We start from the raw sequence: 2,718 nt of genomic DNA, 5'->3' as shown, positions 1-2,718 counted from the left end.
GTGGGGTAGAGGGGCTATTCTGCTACTTTAACAGACTTGTGTATACACTGATTCTTTACCTTTTACCCCTCACCCCTAGACCGCCACCACTTCATACTGCGTCCGCGCATATTGCCCCATCGGTTGATATTCAGGAACTAGCTCGTGCAGAGCCGATACACATTCAGTAACCTCACACTCAGCCGCCGCATCCAGTAAATTGGTAAGTTGAGGAGCGAGTTCCTGCCAAGCCAATTTGGCTTCGCGAGCGCAGAAAATTTTGGGATGTCCGGTTGGTACTGCGGCATTACAGTCGATCAGTAGCTCCTCATAGATTTTCTCACCGGGACGTAAGCCGACGATCTCGATCGAGACATCGCGATCGGGTTCCATCCCATGTAGGCGGATCATCTGGGTTGCCAAATCGAAAATTTTGACAGGTTCGCCCATATCGAGCAAGAACACTTCACCACCTTTTGCCATCGCCCCTGCTTGAATCACCAGCGTTGCCGCTTCGGGGATGGTCATAAAGTAACGAGTAATATCTATATGTGTCAGGGTGATCGACTTACCAGACATAATTTGTTCGCGAAAACGCGGTACGACCGAACCACTACTGCCCAGGACATTGCCAAACCGCACCATTGTAAAGCAGGTAGTATGGTTGGGCAGATCGGCTAAACCTTGTAAAACTAACTCGGCAACTCGCTTGGTTGCGCCCATGATATTCGTCGGACGCACGGCTTTGTCTGTGGAGATCAGCACAAATTTTGATACCCCACAGGCGATCGCACAAGTCGCTGTAGTTAGCGTACCGCTGATGTTATTGACAATGCCTGATACTGGATTGGCTTCGACGATCGGCACGTGTTTGTAGGCGGCGGCGTGATAGATCGTTTGGACGCCATATTTTTCCAAAACTTGGGTGAGAGTTTGAGCGTCAGTTACCGAACCCAGACAAGCAACCTTATTGAGGTGGGGATAATTCTCGCCTAGTTCGAGATCCATCTGATAGAGCGCAAATTCGTGTAGCTCATAGACAATCAGCATTCTAGGCTGTTGCTTCGCAATTTGACGACAGAGTTCCGAACCGATCGAACCCCCACCACCCGTAACTAGGACGACTCGATCGGTAATGTCATGCTGCAACAGTTCGGGACGTGCGGCAATTGGTTTACGTCCGAGTAAATCTTCGACATCTAGTTCGCGGACTCTGGAAACCGACACATGACCGCTCAAAATTTCGGCAATACTGGGTACTGTCTTGACGGGTACTCCCAACACTTGCAGCTTCTGTAAAATATCGCGTTTGCGATGACCTTCGAGGGACGGCATTGCCAACAGGATTTCATCAAAGCCAACATTTGCCTTGAGCTTCAGCAGTTCGGCGGGTGCATAAACGCGAATCCCCTGAACGTTGCGACCTTGGAGATCGGGATTGTCATCGATAAACCCGACTGGACGCTTGCCATGCTCGCTGACTAGAGCTTGGGCGAGGATACAGCCAGCGCTGCCTGCACCGTAAATGACGACACCGTTGTCCGCACAGGGATGATTGATCTGGCGCATCCGTCCCCACGTCAATCGTACGCACAACCTAAACGCGATCGACAATATCAGCGAGAGCATTCCATCGACCAGTGCCACCGAAGCTGGAATCGCCGGATTAAAGAACAAATTGGCAATTATTGTCGTCGCCAAAAAACTTGCGGCGATCGCTTTGGCAATTGGAAAGATCGATCCACCATCGATGTAGCGCAATACCTGCTGATAAATCCCAAAATACCAAAACAATCCAATTTTAATTACGATCTCGACGATCGCAAAATCACCAAGCTGTACAAATTGTAAGGCAACAAGGTCAAATCCATACTCGAAGCCGATCGCCGCCGTAATTGAGATCAGGAACAAACTGATGTCTATCGACGTCAGGATTGTATACTTCTGATGATTGGAAAGCGCATTGACAAGTTTCTCAAGAGTTGCCGCAGTAGCTTCAATACTCAACAAAGATCGGCTGTTAGTGGACATGGTATTATGACACAATCGACGGTTTTTAACAAGTTGAAAATCAAGTTTTAATCAAGTATGAAACTCGATTTATGACCTTTGCCAATACGATCGCAACTGACGTTGTAGTGTAATGTAAGAGGTTGTTGCTTGATGAATTGAAGTAATCTAAACCGAGCAATCTTGGTAAGTAAGGACTGCAAAAAACGGCTTGCAAAAGCTTTCTCAATACATCTAAAGTATATTTTTTTGCTCCAAATGTACTCAGCCAAATCTCTGAACTTATTTGGAGCTAGGCGCAAGCTAACCGATTCACAGTCTGGAATGTTTAAATCTTCGATCGAGTGCATCCGTGAACTCAACCGATGGATAAAACAAACCGACCCGAAAATCGATTGTTGTGTAAACTTATAATAAACAACCATCTTCTCGCGATTCGGAAAATTGCACTAAAATGTTAAGTGTTAACTTTTCCAGTGAGGGGTGTACCAGGGAAACCATGAATCAAAACAGCCAAAAGTCTCATCTCAAACATGCTCAAATCGGTCGCATTGCATCTTTAATGCTGGGATCGGTCTTTACAGGTGTTCTTGTTGCCATCAGCCCTGCATTGGCAGCACCGACTACGCCAAATAATAGCAATTCATTAAGCAAAGTTACCGCATCGGTACCTTTGGCAAAAGCGATCGAGGCAACTAAAACCACTGCTCCCGCTGCAACACCAGCGAC

General features: G+C 47.2%; 2 protein-coding genes. Both read right to left on the bottom strand.

Going from position 1 to position 2,718, the window contains the following annotated elements; genetic code table 11:
• Nucleotides 1-75 precede the first annotated feature (75 nt).
• On the bottom strand, nucleotides 76-2,010 hold the full coding sequence (locus tag RMO52_RS12790) for a nucleoside-diphosphate sugar epimerase/dehydratase (protein WP_309738198.1): 1,935 nt from the start codon (nucleotides 2,008-2,010) through the stop codon (nucleotides 76-78).
• A 516-nt stretch (nucleotides 2,011-2,526) separates the two neighbouring features.
• On the bottom strand, nucleotides 2,527-2,718 hold a 192-nt coding region (locus RMO52_RS12785; protein WP_310414713.1), incomplete at its 5' end, for a hypothetical protein.

Source organism: Chamaesiphon sp. OTE_8_metabat_110 (assembly GCF_031382685.1).
In the GTDB taxonomy this organism is placed as follows: Bacteria; Cyanobacteriota; Cyanobacteriia; order Cyanobacteriales; family Chamaesiphonaceae; genus Chamaesiphon.
This window is presented reverse-complemented; position numbering and strand designations above follow the sequence as displayed.

What these genes read in the sequence shown, in the direction of transcription:
- RMO52_RS12790 (WP_309738198.1), bottom strand. Translation starts at nt 2,010, where the DNA reads ATGTCCACTAACAGCCGATCTTTGTTGAGTATTGAAGCTACTGCGGCA.